The 18,220-nt window shown below is 57.4% G+C and carries 17 protein-coding genes; 11 read left to right on the forward strand and 6 right to left on the reverse strand.

Features of this window, described 5'->3' with window-relative positions; all coding sequences use genetic code 11:
• Positions 1–34: 34 nt before the first annotated feature.
• The 7 genes from GH722_13395 (at position 35) to GH722_13425 (ending at position 8,103) form a co-directional block, all read left to right on the forward strand.
• Complete coding sequence (locus GH722_13395; protein ID MRG72757.1) at positions 35–1,141, forward strand: DUF2066 domain-containing protein; 1,107 nt, start codon at positions 35–37, stop codon at positions 1,139–1,141.
• The gene (locus GH722_13400; protein ID MRG72758.1) at positions 1,120–1,695 is read left to right on the forward strand and encodes a CDP-alcohol phosphatidyltransferase family protein; all 576 of its coding nucleotides are present in this window, start codon (positions 1,120–1,122) and stop codon (positions 1,693–1,695) included. The genes GH722_13395 and GH722_13400 overlap by 22 nt, the downstream gene beginning before the upstream one ends.
• Positions 1,692–2,783 carry an AI-2E family transporter gene (locus GH722_13405; protein MRG72759.1) on the forward strand — a complete coding sequence of 364 codons (1,092 nt, stop codon included), beginning with the start codon at positions 1,692–1,694 and terminating at the stop codon, positions 2,781–2,783. The genes GH722_13400 and GH722_13405 overlap by 4 nt, the downstream gene beginning before the upstream one ends.
• Positions 2,780–3,466 (forward strand): DNA replication protein, encoded by a 687-nt coding sequence (locus GH722_13410; protein ID MRG72760.1) that lies wholly within the window; start codon positions 2,780–2,782, stop codon positions 3,464–3,466. Before GH722_13405 ends, GH722_13410 begins: the two co-directional genes overlap by 4 nt.
• Before the next feature lie 18 nt (positions 3,467–3,484).
• The gene (locus tag GH722_13415) at positions 3,485–4,264 is read left to right on the forward strand and encodes an SDR family oxidoreductase (GenBank protein MRG72761.1); all 780 of its coding nucleotides are present in this window, start codon (positions 3,485–3,487) and stop codon (positions 4,262–4,264) included.
• A gap of 193 nt (positions 4,265–4,457) precedes the next feature.
• A complete protein-coding gene (locus tag GH722_13420; protein ID MRG72762.1) occupies positions 4,458–6,605 on the forward strand; it encodes an RNA degradosome polyphosphate kinase in 2,148 nt (715 codons plus the stop codon).
• Entirely contained in the window at positions 6,595–8,103 is a 1,509-nt protein-coding gene (locus GH722_13425; GenBank protein MRG72763.1) for a hypothetical protein, read from the forward strand. Before GH722_13420 ends, GH722_13425 begins: the two co-directional genes overlap by 11 nt.
• Positions 8,104–8,143: 40 nt before the next feature.
• On the opposite strand, the gene rnd is transcribed toward GH722_13425, so the two are convergent.
• Positions 8,144–9,298: a ribonuclease D gene (gene rnd, locus GH722_13430; GenBank protein ID MRG72764.1), complete on the reverse strand. Its 1,155-nt coding sequence runs from the start codon at positions 9,296–9,298 to the stop codon at positions 8,144–8,146.
• A 35-nt stretch (positions 9,299–9,333) separates the two neighbouring features.
• Complete coding sequence (locus GH722_13435) at positions 9,334–10,416, reverse strand: ABC transporter substrate-binding protein (GenBank protein ID MRG72765.1); 1,083 nt, start codon at positions 10,414–10,416, stop codon at positions 9,334–9,336.
• A 139-nt stretch (positions 10,417–10,555) separates the two neighbouring features.
• Between GH722_13435 and aspS the strand changes: the two genes are divergently transcribed.
• From aspS to GH722_13450, 3 genes are all read left to right on the forward strand, one after another.
• Positions 10,556–12,379: an aspartate--tRNA ligase gene (aspS, locus tag GH722_13440; GenBank protein MRG72766.1), complete on the forward strand. Its 1,824-nt coding sequence runs from the start codon at positions 10,556–10,558 to the stop codon at positions 12,377–12,379.
• Between the two features lie 17 nt (positions 12,380–12,396).
• Positions 12,397–13,155: a TSUP family transporter gene (locus GH722_13445; GenBank protein ID MRG72767.1), complete on the forward strand. Its 759-nt coding sequence runs from the start codon at positions 12,397–12,399 to the stop codon at positions 13,153–13,155.
• Positions 13,156–13,247: 92 nt separating this feature from the next.
• A complete protein-coding gene (locus tag GH722_13450; GenBank protein MRG72768.1) occupies positions 13,248–13,718 on the forward strand; it encodes a hypothetical protein in 471 nt (156 codons plus the stop codon).
• Here GH722_13450 and GH722_13455 read toward each other — a convergent pair whose 3' ends face one another.
• Both GH722_13455 and GH722_13460 read right to left on the reverse strand, forming a co-directional pair.
• Positions 13,719–14,228, reverse strand: a complete 510-nt coding sequence (locus tag GH722_13455) for a hypothetical protein (GenBank protein ID MRG72769.1) — start codon at positions 14,226–14,228, stop codon at positions 13,719–13,721.
• Positions 14,229–14,250: 22 nt separating this feature from the next.
• Positions 14,251–14,976 carry a diguanylate cyclase gene (locus GH722_13460; GenBank protein ID MRG72770.1) on the reverse strand — a complete coding sequence of 242 codons (726 nt, stop codon included), beginning with the start codon at positions 14,974–14,976 and terminating at the stop codon, positions 14,251–14,253.
• Between the two features lie 208 nt (positions 14,977–15,184).
• On the opposite strand from GH722_13460, the gene GH722_13465 reads away from it, so the two are divergent.
• On the forward strand, positions 15,185–15,973 hold the full coding sequence (locus tag GH722_13465) for a DUF1849 family protein (GenBank protein MRG72771.1): 789 nt from the start codon (positions 15,185–15,187) through the stop codon (positions 15,971–15,973).
• Between the two features lie 17 nt (positions 15,974–15,990).
• Here the strand turns inward: GH722_13465 and GH722_13470 are convergent, their stop codons facing one another.
• Both GH722_13470 and GH722_13475 read right to left on the reverse strand, forming a co-directional pair.
• Positions 15,991–17,268, reverse strand: a complete 1,278-nt coding sequence (locus tag GH722_13470; protein MRG72772.1) for a DNA polymerase IV — start codon at positions 17,266–17,268, stop codon at positions 15,991–15,993.
• A gap of 2 nt (positions 17,269–17,270) precedes the next feature.
• Positions 17,271–18,170, reverse strand: coding sequence for an ROK family protein (locus GH722_13475; GenBank protein MRG72773.1), 900 nt, complete (start codon positions 18,168–18,170; stop codon positions 17,271–17,273).
• Positions 18,171–18,220: the final 50 nt, after the last annotated feature.

Genomic DNA, 18,220 nt, shown 5'->3' on the forward strand with positions numbered 1-18,220 from the left:
TCGCGTGTCCGATGTTGTTGAAGGGAACAAGGTTATGAAGCGGCGCAACATATCGAATGTCTGCCAGCCGGTCCATGCCGGTTTCCTGCTTCTTTTCGCGATTATGTCATTTGCACTCCCTGCGGGTGCACAAACTGCACCGGATCCCTATAGCGTAAATGGCGTGCCGGTGGACGAGACAGCGGCCTCTGCACAGGCTGCGAGGACGACGGCGCTGGCGAACGGACAGAAGAAAGCGTTCGATATCCTGCTGCGGCGTCTGACCCTGAGCGCAGACCACAGCCGTCTGCCGACCATCCCGGCCGGACAGATCGTGAATTATGTGCGGGATTTCTCGGTCGACGAGAAAAGTTCCGATGTGCGCTATATTGCGCAGATGGATGTGCGGTTCCGGTCAGCGGATGTCCGTTCCCTGCTGCGCAATTACAGCATTCCCTTTGCCGAGACTGTGGCAAAGCCGCTTGTTATTCTGCCGGTTTATGAGGCGGGTGGTGACCTGAAACTGTGGGAAGAGTCGAATCCCTGGCGTGCTGCCTGGCAGCGTATTGTGGTCAGTGACGGCCTGTCGCCGATGGTCAACCCGCTCGGTGATCTGCCGGACCTTTCAGCCCTGACAGCCTCGCAGGCGGTTAATGGTGATGCGGAGCGGATAGCGACGATCGCAGGACGGTATGCGGCCAATGGTGCGCTGGTAGCAACCGCGTCCGTGAAAGATAACCCGGCCGGTAGCGTCGAGATCTATGCTTCCGCTTTCGGGCGTGGTGCCACGGATACGGTTTTCAGCGAGACCTTCCGGCCTGCTGAGGGTGAAACACCGGATGCTGTCATGGACCGGGCGCGCGACTGGTTGCGGATGGCGGTTGATGACGCGTGGAAAGACCGGAACCTCATCAGATTCGGTCAGGAAGCGGTTGTGCTTGTCCGGGTTCCGATCCGCTCGCTGAGCGACTGGAATGACATTCGCCGACGCCTGGATGATATCGCGATCATCTATAAGCGGGAGCTGCTGTCGCTGGCACTGGACCGTGCAATGGTGGATCTGTATTTTACCGGTGATGCAGATCAGCTGCGTACTGCGCTGGCACAGAAGGACCTGGCGCTGGAGGCCGAGCTTGGTCAATGGGTGCTGCGTCCGCTTTGAGACTGACCTATCTCCCTAACCTGATCACGGTCGGGCGGCTGCTGCTGACGCCGGTTACCGTCATGGCGATGGTTGAAGGTGAGTACGGCATTGCATTCTGGTTGTTCATGATTGCGGGGGCCAGTGATGCCATTGATGGCATTCTGGCCCGGCAGTTTGATGCCCGCACCATTCTCGGCGGTTTTCTCGACCCGCTGGCAGATAAAATTCTGCTGGTCAGTGTCTATGTCACACTTGGCGTTCAGGATCTGTTGCCGCACTGGCTGGTGATACTGGTGGTCGCCCGTGATTTTGCGATTGTGGGCGGCGGGCTGTTGTTTACGTCCCTGGGGAACGAACTGAAGATGCAGCCGCTCTGGATCAGCAAGGTCAATACGGCGATGCAGATTGTCTATGCAGTTTTTATTCTCGCCGTTCTCGGGCTTGGGCTGCCGGACCTCGGTTTGTCTGATTTGTTCTGCTATGCTGTCGCCATAACAACGATTCTGTCCGGTTCGGCCTATCTTGTGATCTGGAGCCGCAAGGCGGTCAGTTGGGAAGACGAAAGCTCATGAATATCAGTGGTACCCGGCAGGCGGTAATCTGGATCAGCGTCATCGCGCTTTTTATCGGGTCGCTCTACCTGTTTCGCGAAATCCTGCTCCCGTTTGTGGTCGGCGCGCTTTCTGCTTACCTGCTCGACCCGCTGGCGGACAAGCTGGAAGAAAAAGGACTGTCGAGAACGCTTTCGGCGAGCATTATTGCCGGGCTGTTCTTCCTCGCCATCATTCTGGGAGTTCTGCTGCTGCTGCCGGTTCTTCAGGGTCAGGTCGTCCGGTTTGCAGACAATTTCCCCGGTTATGTGGAAGGACTGCATAACGTTGCAACGCCATTGTTTGAGCAACTCCGCGCCGTACTCAGCCCGGAAGATCTGAAAAGCCTGCAATCCGGTGTTACTCAATATGCCGGTGATGCGATGCTGTGGCTGGGCAAGCTGGTGAAAAGCCTGCTGACCGGAGGGCTGGCGCTGGTCAACCTGCTGTCCCTCCTGTTCGTCACGCCGCTGGTTACCTGGTACATGCTTCGTGACTGGGATGTCATGGTTGATCGGGTCGACAGCTGGTTGCCGCGGGATCATGTGGAAGTCATTCGCGAACAGTTTCGCCTGATGGATGAAACCATCGCCGGCTTTATCCGCGGTCAGCTTACAGTCTGCTTCATTCAGGGCTGTTTCTTTGGCATCGGGCTGACGCTGGTCGGTCTGGATTTCGGATTCCTGGTCGGGCTGATCGCCGGTCTGCTGTCCTTCGTTCCCTATGTCGGTATCGCCGTCGGACTTGTGATCGGATTTGCGATTGCGGTCGCCCAGTTCTCGACAATCGGTCCGATACTGGCTGTTGCGGGTGTCTTTGCGGCGGGTCAGGTCATCGAAGGGAACTTTCTGACCCCGAAACTGGTTGGTGACCGGGTGAAACTGCATGCGGTCTGGATTGTATTTGCACTGTTTGCATTCGGTAATCTGATCGGGTTTGTTGGGGTTCTGATTGCGGTCCCTACGGCTGCTGTGATTGGTGTTCTCGTCCGGTTTTTCATTGGCCGGTATCTTGAATCCAATCTGTATTCCGGTCACACAAAGCGGACAGAGTTACCTGAGGCAGAATGACCGAACCCGAACAGTTACCCCTTGGGTTCAGCGCCCGCCCGGCGTTTGGCGAACCGGATTACGTTGTTTCCGACTGCAATGCAGAAGCTGTCCGCTGGCTGGACCTCTGGCCTGAATGGCCGACAGCGCTGCTGGCAGTTTTCGGGCCGTCAGCCAGCGGCAAGACGCATCTCTGTCACGTCTTCCGGACACGCAGCGATGCGCTGATGTTGCGCGGGGACCAGTTGAGCGAGCGTGATATCGAATCAGTCATCGACCGGCCTGCTGCGGTTGTAATTGATGAGGCGGATCACGTTGCCGGACGGGAAGAGCATGAGCGCCGGTTCTTTCATATCTTCAATGCAGTGACTGCAGCACGCGGGGCTTTGCTGGTTACGGGGCGGACACCGCCCAACACATGGCCGATTGTTTTGCCGGATCTGCGCTCGCGACTGGCGACAGGGAATGTCGTGGGGATCGACGGCCCGGATGATGGTTTGCTGGCGGCGCTGCTGGTGAAACAATTCTCTGACCGGCAATTGCGGGTGCCGGTTGAGGTGGTTACCTTCATCGTTAGACGTATAGAGCGTTCGTTCGAGGCTGCCCGCGACATTGTTGAAAAGCTGGATCGGGCGGCGCTGGCAGAAAGGCGGAACATCACTCTGCCTCTGGTCCGGCGTGTCATCGAACAGACGCCAACCTGAAACTGGAGGATTTGTTTAATGGATATGGGAATCAGCGGCCGCAAGGCGATTGTCTGCGCGGCAAGCAAGGGGCTGGGCAAGGGCTGTGCAATGGCCCTCGCCGGTGAAGGGGTCGAACTGGTCATCAATGCACGGACCGAAGCGACACTGGAACAAACGGCAGCAGAAATCCGCGAGGCAACCGGCGCAAAGGTAACAGCCGTTGCCTGCGATATCACCACGCCGGAAGGCCGGGCCGCAGTTCTGGCGGCCTGTCCGGAGCCGGATATCCTGATCAACAACGCTGGCGGCCCGCCGCCGGGTGATTTCCGCGACTGGGGCCGCGATGAATGGATCAAGGCGGTGGATGCGAACATGCTGACACCGATTGAACTCATCAAGGCGACCGTTGACGGTATGATGGCGCGAAAGTTTGGCCGGATTATCAACATCACCTCCAGTGCGGTGAAGGCTCCGATTGATATTCTGGGGCTTTCCAACGGTGCGCGTTCCGGGCTGACAGGCTTTGTTGCCGGAATCGCCCGCAAGACCGTTGTGAATGGCGTGACCATCAACGGCCTGCTGCCGGGACAGCATGATACGGACCGGCTGAACAGTAATTTCCACGCGAAAGCCAAGAGCACGGGCAAGTCCTTTGACGAGTTCCGGGCTGCGGCTATGGCGGCAAACCCTGCGGGCCGGTTCGGCACGGCAGAGGAATTCGGAGCAGCCTGTGCATTTCTGGCGAGTGCGCATGCAGGCTTTATTACGGGCCAGAATATTCTGCTCGACGGCGGCGCCTACCCCGGCACTTTCTGATTCCGAAGGTCAGTGATCTGAACGGCCCCTTATGCCCTCTGCCATTCGTTTCGGGCAGGTCGGCATAAGGGGTCGATTCGTGAAATCATATGCTTCTGTAACAAATTACCTGAAACTGTCATATTTCCGTCTGATCGTTATGATAGGCGGTAATGCTCGACCGTTCTTTTCGGACCGGCATTAGGAGAATTTGATGGATATCGCGGCTTCAACACCTCTGGACGCCATTGACCTGACCAGCGGAGAGCGGTTCTTCAACCGTGAGCTTTCCTGGCTGCGTTTTAATACCCGGGTGCTTGAGGAAGCCGATAATAACTCCCATCCCCTGCTGGAACGCCTGCGCTTTCTGTCGATATCTGCCGGCAACCTTGATGAGTTCTACATGGTCCGCGTTGCGGGTCTGAAAGGCCAGTTGCAGGCTGGTGTAAGTTCGGTCAGTGCCGATGGTCTGACCCCGGTACAGCAGCTTGTGGCGATCAATGAGATGGCCAATGAACTGATGGAACATCAGCAGCGTTCCTGGCTGACGATTGTCCGGGCGCTGGCCAAGGAAGGTATCGTCGTCAAGTCGGCGGATGACCTGACCAGACGTGACCGTGAATGGCTTGAAGCCTGGTTCATGGAGCAGGTTTTCCCGGTCCTGACGCCGCTGGCTATTGATCCGGCGCATCCGTTCCCGTTCCTGCCGAATCTTGGTTTTGCGATGGCCCTGCAATTGCAGAGTGAGAAAGACCCGGATGACCTGCTGCGGGCGCTGGTGCCGATGCCAAGTCAGGTCGACCGGTTTGTCCGTCTGCCGGGGCAGAAGACCAGCTTTGTGTCGCTGGAAACAATGATCAGCCTGTTTATCAATCACCTGTTTCCGGGCTTCAATGTGATCGAAAGCGGCGTCTTCCGGGTTATCCGCGACAGTGAAATGGAAATTGAGGAAGAGGCAGAAGATCTCGTCCGGCATTTTGAGTCGGCACTGAAGCGTCGCCGTCGCGGGACCGTTATCCGGCTGAAGGTCAGTGCGGATATGCCCGAAGGGCTGCTGGCGTTCGTCCGTGATGAAATGGACGTGTCAGCGGATGACGTGTTCAAGGTGCGTGGGATTATCGGTCTGGTCGATACCAAGCAGATCATCGTCAACGACCGCCCGGACCTGTTGTTCACTCCCTATAATGCACGTTTCCCGGAACGGATTCGCGACTTTGGCGGTGACTGCTTTGCCGCCATTCGCAAGAAAGACATTCTGGTCCATCACCCGTATGAAAGTTTTGACGTGGTGGTGCAGTTCATTCGTCAGGCTGCCCGTGACCCGGCTGTTGTCGCCATCAAGCAGACACTTTACCGGACCAGTCACGACAGTCCGATTGTCCGGGCGCTTGTTGAAGCCGCTGAATCCGGCAAGTCGGTGACGGCAATGGTGGAGCTCAAGGCGCGCTTCGATGAAGAAGCCAATATTCGCTGGGCACGTGACCTGGAACGGGCTGGCGCACAGGTTGTCTATGGTTTCATCGACAAGAAAATTCACGCCAAGATGTCGCTTGTTGTGCGTCGTGAGGCGGGGTCTCTGGTGTCTTATGTGCACTATGGCACGGGCAACTATCACCCGATTACGGCGAAGATTTATACCGATCTGTCCTATTTCACCTGTGATGCGGCCCTGTGCCGGGATGCTGCGCGTCTGTTCAATTACATGACCGGATATGCGGAACCGGAGGAAATGGAACAGATTTCAATTTCTCCGCTGACCCTGCGCGACAATCTGATCGGCCTGATTGAAGCGGAGGCCGAAAACGCCCGCGCTGGCAAGCCCTCCGGTATCTGGGCCAAGATGAACTCGGTCGTTGATCCGGAAATCATTGATGCGCTCTACCGGGCCTCGCAGGACGGGGTGGAGATTGAACTGGTGGTACGGGGCATCTGTTGCCTTCGGCCGGGAATTCCGGGGCTTTCCGAAAAGATCAGGGTCAAGAGCATCGTCGGACGCTTTCTGGAGCATTCCCGGATCATCTGTTTCGGTAATGGTCACGAATTGCCATCCAGCCATGCCAAGGTGATGATTTCATCTGCTGACTGGATGGGACGCAACATGGACCGGCGTGTTGAAACGCTGGTCCCGCTGGTCAATGAAACGGTCCATCAGCAGGTTCTCGATCAGATCATGATCGCCAATCTGAAAGATGACCTGCAAAGCTGGACATTGATGCCCGGTGGAGAATATATCCGCGATCAGGCGGAAGGTGATGGCTTCTCGGTACATACCTATTGTATGACCAACCCGAGCCTGTCAGGTCGTGGCAGTGCCATCGAAAACAGTATTGCTGCCCCAAACCTCGTGTTGGATGAAGATTAAACAAAATCAGAATGACCTCCTGACATCCGGTTCTGCCGTTTCACGCAGGCTGGTAGCTGTCATCGATCTGGGATCGAACTCCGTTCGCCTGGTAATCTATGACTGCGCGTCCCCGCATCCGGTCCCGTTTTTCAATGAGAAGGTTATTGCCGGCCTGGCTCAGGGCATTGAACAGTCCGGGCAACTCAGCCCCGAAGGTGTCGATCTGGCAATGGCGGCAATGAAGCGCTTCTCGCAGCTTTGCAAGCGGCTGGGGGTTGAGCATGTCTCGGTTCTGGCGACCGCAGCTGTAAGGGAAGCGGGTAACGGCCCCGCCTTTGTGACGGAGATCGAGGAGACCTGCGGTTTCAGTATCGAGATCATCAGTGGCGAACGTGAAGCCCTGTTGTCGGCGATGGGGGTTCTGGCGGCCAATCCGAAGGCGGATGGTCTGGTCGGCGATATCGGTGGTGGCAGCCTTGATGTGATCGAACTCAAAGACGGCAAGGCCGGCCGGTTCGCGACCCTGCCGCTTGGGACAATCCGGTTGCCGGAGCATGTCGGCTACGACCGGAAAAAGGCCCGCGCCCGGGCTGACAAGCTGATTGGCGATGTCAGCTGGCTGGGTGAATTGCAGGGCAGAAGCTTTTACCCGGTTGGTGGTGCCTGGCGGGCACTGGGCCGGACAGCAATGGTGCAGGCATCATATCCGCTTGAGATCATTGATAACTATGTCATTGATCGGGCCTATGCGACGGATATTGCGCGTCTGGTGAGCAGCCAGAGTGCGGCCAGCCTGAAAACGATGTCGAGCATTCCGAAACGGCGTTCTGAGACTGTGCCGTTTGCTGCACTGGTTCTGGACCGGCTGCTGAAAGCCGCCAGGCCGGAGCGGGTTGTTTTCTCCGCCGCTTCAATGCGGGAGGGGGCTCTCTATGAGTACCTCAACCTGTTGAACGATGACCATGACCCGCTGCTGGACAGCTGCCGTGACCTGGCGGCGAAGGCGGGACGGGATGTGGTTGGCAAGGAACAGCTGGCAGATTGGATGGCTCCGCTGTTTCGGGAAGACGACCCGGCGACACCGGCACTTCGCAAGGCGGCGGCGTATCTGTCGAATATCAGCTGGATGGACCATCCGGAATACCGGGCGGACATGTCCTACCTGAAAATTCTCCAGGCGCCGTTCATCGGGCTCCGGCATTTTGATCGCGCCTTCCTGGCCATCGCGATTTACACACGTTACGAAGGCGAGGGCGGCGCGGGTATTGCCCGCAAGCTGCTGTCCGGTGATGCGCAGAAATCCGCTGCGGTTCTGGGGCTGGCATTGCGTCTGGCACATGGAATCGGTGCGGGGCAGCCGGACGCTGCCATGCGGACCAGTCTGTCACTCAGCAAGGATACGCTGACGCTGACACTTCCCCGCGACGACGCGCTTTACTCCGAGACGGCCTTTTCATCCCGGTTGAAGAAGCTTGCAGCACTCATGGGGCGCTCACCGGCTTTCGATTACAGCTGAAGCCGGTGAACGCGATTTTCCGTAACTGATCTCCCTGCGGTCAGTCGGCGGACCTGACCACGGCCAGTTCACCGTTCTTGATGGTGATGGCAAGTTTGCCATGCTTCATTTCCAGTGCCTCTGCCCCGAAGATTTCCCGACGCCAGCCCTTTGTGGCCTGAATATTGGCATTGTCATCGGCGGCGAGCATCTCGATATCGGCGATTGAGGCGATCAGCTTCTGTGCAACACCGGATTTCTGGGTGCGTAACTTCAGCAGAACTTTCAGGATTTCAGCGACAGGACCGGCTTCCGGCGGAATTTCCTGACGTACCGGCGGTGTCGGGCACTGGTTGTTTGGCAGGTCGAGGCCACGTTTTACCGCTTCCAGAATATCGGTGCCGGAACGGCCATTGGCGAATCCCTGCGGCACGCTTCGGCAGGCACCTAGGCTGTTGGCATCACGCGGTTTCTGGGCCGCAATTTCCAGCAAGCCGTCATCTTTCATGATCCGGTTTCGGGGCACGTCCCGGGTCTGGGCCTCATTTTCCCGCCAGGCAGCCAGTTCCCGAAGGATGGCAAGGAATCGTGGTTTCGGATTGCGTGACTTGATACGTCGCCAGGCTTCCTGTGGTTCGACAATATAGGTCGAAGGCTGGGTCAGAACGTTCAGTTCTTCATCAATCCAGCTTCGTCGGCCATTCTTTTCCAGCTGATCGACCAGTTCCTCATAAATCACCCGCAGATGCGTTACGTCAGAGATTGCATAATCGAGCTGTTTTTGAGTGAGCGGGCGTCGTGCCCAGTCGGTAAAGCGGCTCGACTTGTCGATGCTCTGACGGACAATCTTGTTAACCAGCGCCTCATAGCCGATCTGGTCACCATAACCGCAGACCATTGCTGCGATCTGGGTATCAAACAACGGGGTGGGAATGGCGCCCGCTTCCTTGAGGAAGATTTCAACATCCTGACGGGCGGCATGAAAGACCTTCAGAACTGACGTATCGGCCATCAGCTTGTAGAGCGGCCCGAGGTCCATGCCCTCTGCCAGCGGGTCAATACAGGCGGCCTTGTCGATGCCGGCCACCTGTATCAGGCACAATACCGGCCAGTAGGTCCGGTCACGGATAAATTCTGTATCGATGGTGATATAGGGTTCTGCTGCCAGAGCCTGACAAAGCTCTGCGAGGGCATCTGTGTCCGTAATCATCATCATGTGCAGTTATATCCGTTCAGGCAGTTAAATCAGGGTTATGCGTCGAGGCCGGTCAGCCGTTGCTGGAGGCTTGGTCCGGTCATCCAGCGGGAATATTCCGCCGCCTGGTCCCGGAAGGCCGTGAAGGAGTCATGAACTTTCCGTGTCAGCGGATCAGTTTCAGCAATTTCCGCCATCACTTCCCGTGATGCCTTGCCGAGCGCCCTGATGATGTCATCGGAGAACAGGCCAAGTTTGACGCCATGCTGTTCGACCAGCGGTTTCAGCGAGACCACGTTGTGATAGTGGAAGTCTGCCGTTGCCTCATTGGCAATGGAAGAAGCCGCAGCCGCGACGATGGCCTGCAGGTCTGCGGGCAGGGCGTTAAAGGTTGCCTTGTTGATGAAGACTTCCAGTGCGGGGCCGGGCTCATGGAAAGCGGCGGTGTAATAGAATTTGGCAACCTTGTGCAGACCAAAGGCAAGATCGTTCCAGGGGCCGACCCATTCCGCTGCATCGACAGTACCGGAGGTCAGTGACGGGAAAATTTCGCCGGGGGGCATCATGGTCGGCGTTACCCCGACCCGGCGCATCACTTCGCCGCCAAGTCCGGCGATCCGCATTTTCAGACCTTTCAGGTCTTCCAGGGTATTGATTTCCTTGCGGAACCAGCCCGCAGCCTGAACACCCGATGAGCCCGCATAGAACGGTTTTACACCGAAACCGTCATAGACTTCGTCCCACAGTTCCATGCCGCCGCCATAATACAGCCAGGCGGTCCGTTCGGTCGCTGTCATACCAAAAGGTACACCGGTGAAGAAATTCAGAGCCTTGGATTTGCCAACCCAGTAATAGGGGGTTCCCTGCGCCAGATCGGCGGTGCCGGACTGTACGGCGTCAAGGCATTCAAAGGGCGGAACCAGTTCACCGGCACCATAAACCTTGATCCTGATTCGGCCGCCACTAAGGGCCTCCACACGTTCTGCGAAGCGGACACCGTTGACACCGACGCCCGGCACCTGCTTCGGCCAGGGCATCACCATCTTCCATTCAATGACATTCTGCGCGATAGCAGGCGCAGCCAGTCCGGCGCTTGCAGCACCAAGGGCGCTGGCAGCAATAAACGTACGTCTTTTCATGGGTGAATCCTTCAGGTGAATATCCGGATGGAGATTAAACTATGGCTGCGGAGCGCTCAAACACACCGTCTGTTCCTTGACATCGGACTGTCGATGCGCTTTCTCCCGATACGCCTGAACAACCCGTTGAGACACCCCCATGCACGCTTATCGCACGCACAATTGTGGCGAACTTCGCCTTGAACATGACGGTTCTGAAGTCCGCCTTTCCGGCTGGATTCACCGCAAGCGCGACCATGGCAACCTTCTGTTTGTCGATCTGCGCGATCATTATGGCCTGACCCAGACCGTGATTGATGTCTCCAGCCCGATCTTTGCGACTGTCGAAGGTCTGCGGGCTGAGAGCGTTGTCACGGTCACCGGACGGGTGGTCAAACGTACCGATGACACGATCAACGATCGCCTGCCGACAGGTCATGTGGAAGTGGTGATTGATGCGATTGATGTACAATCAACCGCTGAAGTGCTGCCGATTCAGGTCGCCGGTGATGCGGAATTTCCGGAAGACCTGCGACTGAAATACCGGTTCATTGATTTGCGCCGTGAACGGCTGCACAAGAATCTGGTGTTGCGGTCAAATGTGATTTCCTCGATCCGCCGCCGCATGATCGATCAGGGCTTTACCGAATTCCAGACCCCGATACTGACGGCTTCGTCGCCGGAAGGGGCACGAGATTTTCTGGTGCCGAGCCGTCTGCATCCCGGCAAGTTCTATGCCCTGCCGCAGGCACCGCAGCAGTTCAAGCAGCTGTGCATGGTCGCGGGCTTTGACCGTTATTTCCAGATTGCCCCCTGCTTCCGGGATGAAGATGCCCGCGCTGACCGCAGTCCCGGCGAGTTTTATCAGCTCGATTTCGAGATGTCCTTCGTCACCCAGGATGACGTTTTTGCGGCGATCGAACCGGTATTGGCCGGCGTATTCCAGGAATTTGCCGATGGCCGCGACGTTACCAGCGCACCATTTCCGCGTATCACATTCGATGATGCGATGCGCCTCTATGGCTCGGACAAGCCTGACCTGCGCAACCCGCTGCTGATTTCCGATGTTACAGAGCCGTTCCGTGGCTCGAATTTTGGTATCTTCGCCCGCAATATCGACAAGGGTTCTGTGGTTCGCGCAATTCCGGCGCCGGGTGCTGCGGGGCAGCCGCGAAGCTATTTCGACAAGGCAAATGACTGGGCGCGCAGTTCGGGTGCGGCCGGCCTGGGCTATATCACCTTCGCTGATGGTGAAGCCCGCGGCCCGATTGCCAAAAACCTTGAAGCCGACCGTATCGCGCAGATTCGTGAAGCAGCGGGCGTCAGCGACGGGGATGCGGTGTTCTTTGTCTGTGACAAGGAAGAAGCCGCAGCGAAGTTTGCCGGTCAGGTTCGCGAGAAGGTCTGTGATGATCTGGACCTTCGGGCAACCGGCCGGTTTGATTTCTGCTGGATCGTTGATTTCCCGATGTTCGAGCGTGATGAACAGACCGGCAAGATTGAATTCAGCCACAACCCGTTCTCCATGCCGCAGGGCGGTCTTGAGGCGCTGGAAACGATGGACCCGCTGGATATCAAGGCCTGGCAGTATGACATTGTCTGTAACGGTGTAGAGCTGTCTTCCGGTGCCATCCGGAACCATCGTCCGGATATCATGTTCAAGGCATTTGGAATTGCTGGTTACGATGAGGAATTCGTCGAGGCAAAGTTCGGCGGTATGCTAAATGCATTCCGCTATGGTGCGCCGCCGCATGGTGGTTCGGCACCGGGTATCGACCGTATCGTCATGCTGCTGGCTGATGAGCCGAATATCCGTGAGGTCATCCTGTTCCCGATGAATCAGCAGGCACAGGACCTGATGATGCAGGCCCCGAACGAGGTCAGCGAATTGCAGCTCAAGGAACTGCATATCCGCAAGGAACTCCCGAAGGTGAAGAAGAAAGTGGCCGAAGGCGAAGCCCCGGCAGAGGCCGGGGGCGACTGAGCAGCGGATAGCCCCGGATGGTCGCCGGTTACGAAATACATGTCCTGCTGATTATCGGCGCCGCCTTTCTTGTGGCTGGCGGTATCAAGGGTGTGATTGGTGTTGGCACCCCGCTGGTTGTGGTACCGGTGGGCGCGCTGCTGTTGCCGCCGACCATTGTTCTGTCTTTCCTGATTGTTCCGATCATCGCGGCCAACGCCTATCAGTACTTCTCCAGCGAGTTACGGGGGGAAAGTATCCGGCGGTTCTGGCCGGCAGCGACGGCACAGCTTATCGCCGCGACGATCACGACGCAGTTTCTGGTTCGCATCGACCCGGACAATCTGAAACTGATGCTTGGTGTTGCCATTTCCTGTTTTGCCCTGTTGCAGGTCATTCGTGTCGATGTGGACATCGCGCCACGGCATGAGCGCTTTCTGCAGATAGGCACCGGTGCGATGGCGGGCGGGATTGGCGGAGTGACCGGTTTTCAGGGACCGCTGCTGATGGTCATGCTGTTTACCCTGAAAATAGGGAAGGACATGTTCGTCACGGCGATGGCGATGTTCTTTCTGGTCAGTTATCTGCCGATGTTCGCGACCCTGTCTGCGGCTTCCATTCTGGGCTGGCAGGAACTGCTGATTTCACTGGCGGCGACCGTACCGCTGGTTCTCGGGATCAAGTTCGGAGAACGTTTTCGCAAGCGGGTATCGCAGGAGCTGTTTCGCAAGCTGATCGCAACCATGCTGGTCATTATCGGCTGCAACCTGATCTGGATTTCACTCTCGGCTTCGTAAGCCTGTTGCCGTACTGCTGACAGCTATGTGAATTGTCCGTGTGCGGTGGTGACAGTATCTGTCAGTCACCCTCACAGGAGAAAGGCTCGAACATGTACCGGAATTTCAGCATTGTATCAGCGACGGCGCTTGCGCTGACGCTTGCTATGACTTCTGCCGCATCGGCACAGAATGTCATTGAACTCACCCAGACCGGTTGTCAGTTCATTGAGCCGGAAGGCACGGATCTGGGTTATCAACCGCAGAAGGCAGATGACTGTCGGACCATCAACAAGGAATCAGGTTCAGAACGACTGACGAAATCTGAAACCCTGACCCTGAAGCCGGGAAAATATACTTTCAGGGTTGCGAACAAGAATGTTCCCTATGAACTGGGGTTCTGGATTCGCGAGGCGGATTACGACTGGCGCAATCCCCTGCACAAGATAACGAAAACCAGTGTTTCCGGTGGCGGCCTGTATGAAGGAGTCACGCAGGAATATACGGTTGAGCTGGAGCCGGGTGAGTATCTCTATTCCTGTCCTCTGAACCCGACGCCGGATTACCGGATTATCGTTCAGTAATCAGGTCGACAGAAAGACGGGCCGGTCGAAGCGATTGAGGACGGCGAGGACTTTTTCGGTGCGTTGCACCTCCTCGCTGTTTTCCGCCCCGTAGCGTCGCTCGAAGTTCAGCCGCTCTTCCCAGTCCTGAAGGAAATCACGGGGCCGGTCCGGGTCAGCTTCCTCGCCTGTGAGAGCGCCGATTGTCTCATCATACCGGGGATCAAGTTCCGGCTGATAGGCCAGCATCGAATATTCCTGATAGGTCAGGACATCCTGGCTGTGAAGTTTCATTGCCAGATCAGCCATCTGCCGGGGGGACATCTTCCGGATGTTGGTGAAGCCGCCTTTGCCGGGTGGCAGGGCGCGGTTCTCGGCTTCGGCCTTTTCAATGGCTGCGGCTTCCGGGGCGACAAGATCGCGCCCCGGCTGACGGGTAGCCACCAGGCTGGTTCCCGGGCTGCTGTTTTCCCGTATCTCGGCCGGCGGCCGGGTGGTTTTCAGAAAACCGAATGTGGGTTCTATGCGCATGCGTCTGGCCTGCCGTTCTCTCTCAGGCTACGCCCGTAGCGCCCTGAATGTCGCCGGAGTTTTCGTTCGCACTCTTGCGTGCGCGTTTCTGGCGGTACATCGCCTGATCGGCACGATCCAGCAGGACGGCCTCGTCATCGCGACCGCAGAACATTTCGATTCCGAAGCTGGCAGAGATTGGCAGTGCGACAGAGCCAAAGGTTGCGACGGCGCTGTTCAGGGCCTTTTCGATTACCTTGGCACGACGGAAGGCGTTTTCGGTTGAGGCGCGTGTCAGCAGGACTGCAAACTCATCACCGCCGATACGGCCGACAATGTCGGTTTCCCGAACCAGATCACGCAGCAGACTGCCAACCTGTTGCAGCACGGCATCGCCGGCGGCATGCCCATAATGGTCGTTTACTTCCTTGAAACCATCAAGGTCGACGAAAATCACCGCACCGGTTTCCGTGTACCGGCGGGCATGGGCCAGCGCCAGTCGCAGTTCGGACATGAAGGCCCGGCGGTTATGCAGGGCGGTCAGTTCATCGGAATGGGCAAGCTGTTCAAGATCGCGGATGCGGCGGGACTGGTCGGTCATGCGTGTCTGTGCCGTGGCGGCCAGCGCCAGCATTTCCTGCATGATGGCGTCGCGGACAATCGCATCACGGCGGCCGGCTGTTCTGCCGAGTGAACTGACAATGCGGCTGAAAGCCGTGACCAGATCGATATCACCGGTGACGGGAGAGGTCGTTGCCATCGTGTTCATTGTTGCTCGCTCCAGAAAGTGACGCGTTAACTTTGTGGAAACCTTCGCAATCACCGTGCCAGAATAAAAAGCGCAGAATATTAACGTGTTAACCGGATATTCATCATCCAGGGCCGTGCCGGTCGGCAATATTTACCGGGTCAGGTGGCAGGAAATTCCCTGTTTTCCGGGGGCTGGTACAGCGGTACGGACGTGATAATCTCCGGTTATGAAAACAGTTCTGTTAACGATTACCGCTTCTCTCGCCATCCTTCCGGCCAGCGCCGCGATGTCCGAGATCCGGCTGCAACCCCATCGTGCAGTGTATGAACTTTCGATGGCGGCAGATTCAACAAGCACCGGTGTCAGTGCGACAACGGGGGCCATTTTTTATGAGTTCACGGAAAGCTGTGATGGCTGGACAACGAACAACCGGACAATCCTGCGCACCAGCTATGAGGAAGGCCCGGAACGCACATCTGACTGGACCTATTCCGGCTGGGAGTCCCATGACGGGAAGGATTACCGGTTCAACGTGCATTCATCGACCAATGGCGAGAAGGGGCCTGATATCAGAGGGGCCGCCGAGTTGAATGATGAAGGCGGCAGTGTTGACTATCGCCAGCCGGTAACGCGAACCCTTTCTCTCGCGCAGGGAACAATATTTCCGGCGCGTCATATCGAGAGGCTGATTGCGGCAGCACAGTCTGGTGAAAATTTCCTGCTGGCTGACGTGTTTGACGGTTTCTCGGTCGATACTCCCTATTACTCGATCAACGCTTTTATCGGGCCACTGTCAGCACCGGCTGCTGATGCGAAGCCCGGCCTGAAAACGGACTCATGGAAAATGCGCCTCGCCTTTTTTGACAAGACGACGCGGTCCGAACAGCCATCCTACGAACTCGGTGTCCGGTATTTTGCCAATGGCATTGCGACGGAGGTGGTGCAGGATTTCGGTGACCTGAAGATTGACGGCAAACTTCGTGAAATAGAGTTGTTGCCGCATCCGAAATGCTGATCCGTCAGGAATAGCGGCTATCTTTCGTTCTTTTCCGGTTTCCAGCTGCGGCCTTTGTCGACGGCCTTGTTGCCGAATTTTTCACGGACGGCATCCATAGCCCGTTCAATTTTCGCACGCTTTTCACTGTCCGGATCGGCAAGGTCGATGGCATCGGCAAAACGGGCGGGAACAATGCCCTGAACACCGACTCCGATCAGCCGGAAGGCCTGACGGCCGGTGGCTTCCCGCACCAGCAGCGGGACGGCCGTGCGGTATAGGTTTTCAGCAAGTTGTGATGCGCCGGGCATTTTTTGCGACCGGGTGATCAGCCGGAAGTCCGGGGTTTTCAGCTTCAGTATCACACCTTCACCGGCCAGTTCCTTGGCTTTCAGCCGGGCTGAGACTTTCTGACAAAGCGGCCAGAGCTTTTCCCGAAGCGCGTCGGTATCGGAAATGTCGTCATTGAAGGTTGTCTCTGCCGAAACAGATTTTGCCCCTGAGGATGGTTCAATCCGCCGGTTGTCGCGACCGTGCGAGAAGTTTGCAAGGCGGCTGCCGATCGACCCATAACGGCTGATCAGGTCTTTCTCGGTCTTACGTTGCAGGTCACCGATCAGAGGCAATCCGTCGCGCTGGAGCTTCTTCTGCAACTGGCGTCCGACACCCCACATCAGTTTGACGGACTGGGTCGCCAGAAAATCGACAGCCTCCGCCTGACCGATGACGGCAAACCCCTTTGGCTTGTCCAGATCAGAGGCAACCTTGGCGAGGAACTTGTTGTAGCTGAGGCCGATGGAGGCCGTGACCCCGACTTCCTTTTCAATGCGCAGGATCAGTCGGGCCAGCGTTTCAGCCGGCGAGCCATGATGCAGCCGTTCAGTGCCGGACAGATCGAGAAATGCTTCATCAATAGAGAGTGGCTCTACCTGCGGTGTGAGTTCCTGCATCAGCGTTCTGATGGCGTGCCCTGCCTTTGCGTATTTCGTCATGTCCGGTTTGATGACAACAGCGTCAGGGCAGGCCTTCAGTGCCTTGTACATGGGCATGGCAGAATGCACGCCGCGGGTCCGGGCAACATAGCAGGCGGCAGAGACAACCCCCCGCTGCATGCCGCCGACGATGACCGGTTTGTCCCGCAGTTCCGGATTATCCCGTTTCTCGACCGTCGCATAAAACGCGTCGCAGTCGATATGGGCGATGGAAAGCTCGAACAGTTCGGCATGACGGATGACGCGGGGCGAGCCGCAGCTTCGGCATCTCGACCCGTTGCCCGGTTCACGCGTCAGGCAGCTTCGGCAAAGCGCCGGGGGCATGATCAGTCAGCCCCCTCGTCATGCCATAACCAGGCGGCACCCCGTACCCCGCTCGAATCGCCATGCAGGGGCGGGAGGAGGCGGGTAACGACCGTCCGGGAGAACACATAGCGGTCCCAGATCAGGGGGACATTGCTGAACAGCCGGTCGATCTTGGACAGTCCGCCGCCGAGCACAATGGCATCAGGGTCGATGATATTGATGACACTGCCCAGCGCCCGAGCCAGCTGATCTTCATAGGCGCTGAGGGTTGCCTCACAGGACGGGGTGGCAAGGCTGGCGATCTGTTCGGCGGTCAGGTTCTCGCCGGTCAGGTGATGATGGCGGGCTGCAAGGCCGGGACCGGACAGAAAGGTTTCGATGCAGCCAGACCGACCGCAGTAACAGGCAGCGCCTGGCTGTTCTGACGGGTTCATCGCGGGCATTGGATTGTGGCCCCATTCCCCGGCAATGGCGTTTGGTCCTGCCAGCAACTGATGATTGATGACGATACCGCCGCCAACGCCAGTGCCAAGGATGACCCCGAATACCGTCTGGCAGCCTGCCGCGGCGCCATCTATTGCTTCGGAGATGGCGAAACAGTCCGCATCATTTGCCAGCCGGACCGGACGATGCAGGGCATGCATCAGATCATGGTCGAGGGGCTTGCCGATCAGCCATGTGGAGTTTGCGTTTTTTACCAGTCCGGTATCGGGGGCGATGGTGCCGGGAATGCCGATGCCGATCGTACAGGTTTCGGACTGATCGGATTCCAGATCGTCTATCAGATCACAGATCGCCTGTATGGTTCCGGTATAGCTGCCCTGTGGCGTCGGCACGCGCTCACGCCGCAGGATTTCGCCGTCAGCTGACAGCAATATCCCTTCGATCTTTGTCCCGCCGAGGTCGATACCGATACGCATATGCCTGAGTATACAACTTGTTGGTCAAAGTCAGCAGCCCTATGGTTCGT

It is taken from the genome of Alphaproteobacteria bacterium HT1-32 (assembly GCA_009649675.1).
Taxonomy (GTDB): Bacteria; Pseudomonadota; Alphaproteobacteria; order Rhodospirillales; family HT1-32; genus HT1-32.

Excerpts from the sequence above, each read along its gene's own strand:
- GH722_13395 (MRG72757.1), top strand. The coding sequence starts at position 35 with ATGAAGCGGCGCAACATATCGAATGTCTGCCAGCCGGTCCATGCCGGT.
- GH722_13400 (MRG72758.1), top strand. The coding sequence starts at position 1,120 with ATGGGTGCTGCGTCCGCTTTGAGACTGACCTATCTCCCTAACCTGATC.
- GH722_13405 (MRG72759.1), top strand. The coding sequence starts at position 1,692 with ATGAATATCAGTGGTACCCGGCAGGCGGTAATCTGGATCAGCGTCATC.
- GH722_13410 (MRG72760.1), top strand. The coding sequence starts at position 2,780 with ATGACCGAACCCGAACAGTTACCCCTTGGGTTCAGCGCCCGCCCGGCG.
- GH722_13415 (MRG72761.1), top strand. The coding sequence starts at position 3,485 with ATGGATATGGGAATCAGCGGCCGCAAGGCGATTGTCTGCGCGGCAAGC.
- GH722_13420 (MRG72762.1), top strand. The coding sequence starts at position 4,458 with ATGGATATCGCGGCTTCAACACCTCTGGACGCCATTGACCTGACCAGC.
- GH722_13425 (MRG72763.1), top strand. The coding sequence starts at position 6,595 with ATGAAGATTAAACAAAATCAGAATGACCTCCTGACATCCGGTTCTGCC.
- rnd (MRG72764.1), bottom strand. The coding sequence starts at position 9,298 with ATGATGATGATTACGGACACAGATGCCCTCGCAGAGCTTTGTCAGGCT.
- GH722_13435 (MRG72765.1), bottom strand. The coding sequence starts at position 10,416 with ATGAAAAGACGTACGTTTATTGCTGCCAGCGCCCTTGGTGCTGCAAGC.
- aspS (MRG72766.1), top strand. The coding sequence starts at position 10,556 with ATGCACGCTTATCGCACGCACAATTGTGGCGAACTTCGCCTTGAACAT.
- GH722_13445 (MRG72767.1), top strand. The coding sequence starts at position 12,397 with ATGGTCGCCGGTTACGAAATACATGTCCTGCTGATTATCGGCGCCGCC.
- GH722_13450 (MRG72768.1), top strand. The coding sequence starts at position 13,248 with ATGTACCGGAATTTCAGCATTGTATCAGCGACGGCGCTTGCGCTGACG.
- GH722_13455 (MRG72769.1), bottom strand. The coding sequence starts at position 14,228 with ATGCGCATAGAACCCACATTCGGTTTTCTGAAAACCACCCGGCCGCCG.
- GH722_13460 (MRG72770.1), bottom strand. The coding sequence starts at position 14,976 with ATGAACACGATGGCAACGACCTCTCCCGTCACCGGTGATATCGATCTG.
- GH722_13465 (MRG72771.1), top strand. The coding sequence starts at position 15,185 with ATGAAAACAGTTCTGTTAACGATTACCGCTTCTCTCGCCATCCTTCCG.
- GH722_13470 (MRG72772.1), bottom strand. The coding sequence starts at position 17,268 with ATGCCCCCGGCGCTTTGCCGAAGCTGCCTGACGCGTGAACCGGGCAAC.
- GH722_13475 (MRG72773.1), bottom strand. The coding sequence starts at position 18,170 with ATGCGTATCGGTATCGACCTCGGCGGGACAAAGATCGAAGGGATATTG.